This window comes from Paenibacillus sp. MZ03-122A (assembly GCF_024213325.1).
GTDB lineage: Bacteria > Bacillota > Bacilli > Paenibacillales > Paenibacillaceae > Paenibacillus > Paenibacillus polymyxa_B.
On the sequence record NZ_JANAVI010000035.1, the window covers coordinates 1 to 4,298 of the forward strand.

4 protein-coding genes and 2 tRNA genes are annotated in these 4,298 nt (G+C 43.0%); 3 read left to right on the forward strand and 3 right to left on the reverse strand.

Going from position 1 to position 4,298, the window contains the following annotated elements; all coding sequences use genetic code 11:
* Positions 1–559 precede the first annotated feature (559 nt).
* Positions 560–1,300: a Crp/Fnr family transcriptional regulator gene (locus NLX74_RS25365; protein WP_061832126.1), complete on the reverse strand. Its 741-nt coding sequence runs from the start codon at positions 1,298–1,300 to the stop codon at positions 560–562.
* A 299-nt stretch (positions 1,301–1,599) separates the two neighbouring features.
* Here NLX74_RS25365 and NLX74_RS25370 point away from each other — a divergent pair, with 299 nt between their 5' ends.
* From NLX74_RS25370 to NLX74_RS25380, 3 genes are all read left to right on the forward strand, one after another.
* On the forward strand, positions 1,600–2,049 hold the full coding sequence (locus NLX74_RS25370) for a GAF domain-containing protein (protein ID WP_254330916.1): 450 nt from the start codon (positions 1,600–1,602) through the stop codon (positions 2,047–2,049).
* 143 nt (positions 2,050–2,192) lie between these two features.
* Positions 2,193–2,846 (forward strand): response regulator, encoded by a 654-nt coding sequence (locus tag NLX74_RS25375; protein WP_016818376.1) that lies wholly within the window; start codon positions 2,193–2,195, stop codon positions 2,844–2,846.
* On the forward strand, positions 2,839–3,942 hold the full coding sequence (locus NLX74_RS25380; RefSeq protein ID WP_254330917.1) for a PAS domain-containing sensor histidine kinase: 1,104 nt from the start codon (positions 2,839–2,841) through the stop codon (positions 3,940–3,942). Before NLX74_RS25375 ends, NLX74_RS25380 begins: the two co-directional genes overlap by 8 nt.
* 203 nt (positions 3,943–4,145) lie before the next feature.
* Here NLX74_RS25380 and NLX74_RS25385 read toward each other — a convergent pair.
* Together NLX74_RS25385 and NLX74_RS25390 are read right to left on the reverse strand one after the other, a co-directional pair.
* Positions 4,146–4,216, reverse strand: a tRNA-Gly gene (locus NLX74_RS25385).
* 9 nt (positions 4,217–4,225) lie between these two features.
* Positions 4,226–4,298 (reverse strand) — tRNA-Pro (locus NLX74_RS25390).

The following is a 4,298-nucleotide window of genomic DNA, read 5'->3' on the forward strand; positions in this document are numbered from 1 at the left end:
TTTATAGAAAGAGCGATAAGCTCATGTTGAAACTGACGAGATAAAAATATCTCTTGTTTGATTTTGCGAACAAAATCGTTTTACTCACTCGTTGTTCAGTTTTCAAAGATCAAACATTTCTCTTTCGCCGCATTTTTTTCAGCAGCTATAAGATCATATCATGTTCGTTTCAAAAATGCAAGGAGTTTTTTTCTTTTTTGAGGATCATTTTCACCCAAGCTTTTCGCTTTTGAAACTGCTGTTTTGTTGTCAGCTCAAATAATATATCATTTTCAGCAATAGAAAGCAACTTGTAAATAATCCCTTTTTTTAACCTTAAAATCCCTTCCACCTTTTAGTCAACCATTATTAGCTCCACTGTTACTTCAAAACAGCTAGTTCATAAAATGTCATGTGTTCAGTTCCATTTAATATAAATACATTTTATTGGTAATTAGCCGCTATACGACATTGATTAGTTTTTTTCTAATCTATGTTGTTCGTTACCCCATGTACTAGATTGTTAGAAAACATGCAGCAAGGCGAAGTCTCTTGGACCCCGCCTAATGGTATTCATATATTAGAGGCGACAAATTTCATGGGCACATTGGCCGTACGAAGGACAGCAGCACATGCCACGTAATACCTTAAGATCGTGAATGACAATCTTTCCATCCCTTGTATCTAGGGTTCCCTGCTCTTTCAGCGCGCTCAGCATCCGGTTCACACTCTCTCGCGTCGCTCCAATCATCTCACCTAATTCGGAGTGACTTAGCTTCATATTTAGTAAAATGCCATCCTTCACAGCCACGCCACATGTATTGCTAGCACGGATCAATGTAGATGCTAACGCTCCAGTTTTACCATACAACAGTAAGTCCCGAAAACGCGATTGCATAATGCGTTGCTTCATCGCCATCCACTGGATGAACTGAAGTGCCATTTCCCCATTTTTGGACAAGAGCGACTCCAGATCCTTAACAAGCACGACGCCTAACTCACACACATCGGCTGTTTCCGCAGTGCAACTATACTCTTCTCCATCTATCCCGCTAAATTCCCCTATTAAGTCGCCTTGATGCTGAATGGTCAGAATCAGTTCTTTACCATCTTCTGTCGATTTACGAAGTTTAACATGACCTGAATGTATATAATAAAGCTGCTCTGCATCATCGCCTTCTCGGAAAAGCATAACGCCTGCCTTTACCTTCTTCCAGGACATAATATCTTTTAGCAGAACAAAATGTTCTTCTGTCAAATAAATCTGAATTCCCGTGCGTTCCGCTTCGTCCCCAAACCGTTCCATACAAGTGGCTTGCATGTTAGCGTCCTCCTCGTGTTTACCTGATATCTATATCATAATGTTTTAATGCCTGGGTTGTTATCGGGAGAACACCTGATTTTATACCTTCCTACTCCCTGATTTACTGTGATAAATATCACTTCCGAGGTAAGCTAACGCCCCATTTATCGACCTTTTCCTTACTCCTTACCCGACCTCATGAAAACTCAGTGTTTCCTGCGCCTATAGATCAGGGGGTTCCCTGATCTACTTTTGTAACTGTCGGAACTACAATGAATTAGAGATATAGTTTGGTTATGAAAAAGGATGTGTCTTCTATGCTACAAATAACGGATGAAATGCGAAAAGAACTGAACCAGTTAAGAGATACTATTTATAGTGATCTCACTGCCCTTGCATTTATGTCCAAGTCGGGTGGTAAGCTGCATTGGTATTACGCCTCCGGCAACCGAAGCAATCGCTATCGCCTTATTTCTTTTAAGATTGGCCATGGTATTGCCGGGATGGCTGTTCGCTTGGGACGTATCGTGACTGTAAGTGCTTTACTATCAGGTAGTATACGTCTGCGTCAGGAGTGTGCACTAATGCTGGCCGAGCAGCTTCACTCTGCTGTTGCTATTCCCTTTTCCAGCACAGGGGATCTGCCTAACGGTGTGCTGCTTCTTGGTAATCGTGATGTGAGGACGTTCACAGAGTCTGATGTGGCCGAGGCCACTCAAGTCGCTCAACGCCTTAGCCAACTATGTGCTTACCCTCTCACTCCATAGATCAACAATGTTTCTGTAGATAATAAAACTCATAAAATACTTGATAGGGCTGTCCCTAACTATCTTTGTTGATTGAAATCCCTAAAATTTGCTATGATTATGACAAAACGCACGGTTTTTTTACCGTTCGAGGGGATGACAAATTGATTCGTATACTAGTAGTGGATGATCATGTTGTCGTACGTTCTGGCCTCATGGCCCTATTGGACGGCAAAAATGGTATTAAGGTCGTAGGAGATGCAGCAGACGGGGATGAGGCGATCCGCAAAGCAGTAGAGCTACAACCTAATGTCGTACTCATGGATTTTAGCATGCCACCTGGCAAAGATGGTCTCACGGCAACTACTGAATTAAAAAAACAGTTGCCCGATACAGAAGTCCTTATTTTAACGATGCATGACGATGAAGAATATCTGTTCCGAGCCATTCAAGCTGGAGCATCCGGATATATTTTAAAAAGCGCACCTCACGAGGAGTTACTCGCTGCCATCCAGTCTGTGGCCGAAGGTAGTGCCTATTTGTACCCGAATGCAACCAAACGACTGATGAGTGAATATCTGGACAAAATCAAACAGGAAGGCATAGCTGGACCCTATGAATCTTTGTCTGAGCGGGAAAAAGAGATTCTATCCTGGGTAGCCAAAGGATATGCCAACAAGGAAATTGCCGAGCACCTGGTGATTAGTGTCAAAACCGTAGAGTCCCATAAAAGCAATCTTATGGAGAAGCTTAACTTGAAAACACGACCTGAGCTAGTCAAATTCGCACTAAAAAAGGGGCTGCTCCATTATGAATGAACCTTCTAACCCTTTACTGCAGCATGCCTTTGGTGAATCAACCGATAAACTGCTGAATGATCTGGAAATTTATATACCAGAATCCCCTTTTCTTCATGCGCTGCGTAACTCACTCCACCAATTATCCAATCTGAAATTTGCTTTAGATACGTCTTCCATCGTTGCTTTGACCGATCATCGAGGTATTATTCAGTACGTAAACGACAAGTTCTGTGAGATTTCGCAATACAGTCGTGAAGAGCTGATCGGTCAGGATCATCGTCTTATTAATTCAGGCTATCATACCTCTGCCTTCATGAAAAACCTGTGGACTACGATCCGTTCAGGTAAGGTATGGCAAGGAGAAATACGTAATCGTGCTAAAGATAACAGCTACTATTGGGTGAATACTACGATCGTTCCGTTTATGGATGAGGAAGGTAAACCCTATCAGTACTTAGCGATCCGCAATGAGGTCACTAAACTGAAGAAAGTAGAAGCAGAACTCCAGTCTATGATGACGCAAGTCATGCAAATACAGGAAGAAGAACGTAAACGCTTTTCAAGAGAGCTGCATGATGGGATAGGGCAAAGCTTGTTTTCACTTATCATCCAATTGGATAGCCAACTTGCCGAACAACCTAGTCCTACTCTGGAGAATCTTCGTTCGCAGGTGACCGACATCATCAAAGATGTTCGTGGTCTAGCGTGGGAACTTCGTCCCTCAGTTCTGGATGATCTGGGTGTCGTCCCAGCCATAAGAACCTATATTGAAAACTTCTGTTCTCATTACGGGATTGAGGTGCATTTTCAATGCAATCTACGTAAACGGGTTGATATTCGCAAGGAAATTGCAATTTATCGGATTGTACAGGAGGCATTAACGAATGTAGCCAAATACGCAGATGTAGCAGAGGCATATGTCGACGTTGAGGATCAAAATGAAATGATACAAGTGACCATTCGGGATGAGGGCATTGGATTCTCTGGAAAGTCCCAAGGAGAGGGAGTTGGATTGTTCAGTATGGAAGAACGAGCTAGAGGGGTAGGGGGATTTATGAGCATAACCTCTGCTCCAGACAAGGGAACCTCCATCCAGCTGACCATTCCCGTGTAAAAACTGTCCACTAAATCGGTTATCGGTGTATGCCTGTTGTATGATCAGAACGATATACACCGATACCGAAGATTATGGATAATCAACACATTGTGGATTACATGAGGATAAATACAAAAAAAAGAGAGAGCTCTGTCCCCAGACAGGCTCTCTTTATTTATAAGGTGTCACCACTGAGGCAACAAGAATCCGCTATAGCAAAAAGCGGGTGATGGGAATCGAACCCACGCTACCAGCTTGGAAGGCTGGAGTTCTACCATTGAACTACACCCGCAAATCAGTATCGGGATGACACGATTTGAACATGCGACCCCCTGGTCCCAAACCAGGTGCTCTACCAAGCTGAGCTACATCCC